Source organism: Dietzia sp. NPDC055343 (genome assembly GCF_053645265.1).
In genome coordinates this window covers 23,937-24,528 of record NZ_JBSHMJ010000044.1, presented here as the reverse complement: position 1 = coordinate 24,528, position 592 = coordinate 23,937, and the positions used below count along the sequence as shown (strand labels likewise).

The window sequence follows — 592 nt, the reverse complement described above, 5'->3', positions numbered from 1 at the left end:
CGCGCGAACGGGATCGGCCCGTGCCGGCGTCCGCCAGGTCCGGCCGGGTCGGCACCACCGCGCATCCGGAGGCCCATCGTCTCACCACCCGCACGGATCTGTCCTCGACGGTCCTGGGGCCGAAGAACTACACGCCCCGGCGGATCGGACTCCTCGCCGTCGTCGCCATCATCCTGCTCATCACCGTCTCGTTCCCGCTGCGCAACCACTACCAGTTCCTCCGCGACGAGAAGGCGGTCATGCAGGAGCGGGCCGCGATCGAGGCGACGATCGCCGAGCTCGAGGCCGAGCAGGAGATGCTGTCCGATCCGGCGTTCATCGAGCAGCAGGCCCGCATCCGCTTCGGGGCGGTCAAGCCGGGGGAGACCCCGTACCGCGTGAGCACGGTCGACCCGGTGGAGGAGGCGGCGGCCGAGAAGCGGGCGGCGGAGATCGCGGCGCTGCCGTGGCAGACGCGCCTGTGGAACTCGATCTCCGTGCCGGCCGATCCGGTCATGCCGGAGGAGTCGATCCTCGACGGCACGTCGATCCCCGGCGGCCCCCCCACCCCCCCCCCCCCCCGGGTGCCCCCCCCCCCCCGCGGCACCCCCCC

At 73.5% G+C, this 592-nt stretch carries 1 protein-coding gene; it reads left to right on the top strand.

The window, feature by feature from the left end; all coding sequences use genetic code 11:
• Nucleotides 1-20: 20 nt before the first annotated feature.
• Nucleotides 21-592: FtsB family cell division protein (locus ACWIE7_RS16230; protein ID WP_454069955.1), on the top strand; the 572-nt coding region annotated here is incomplete at its 3' end.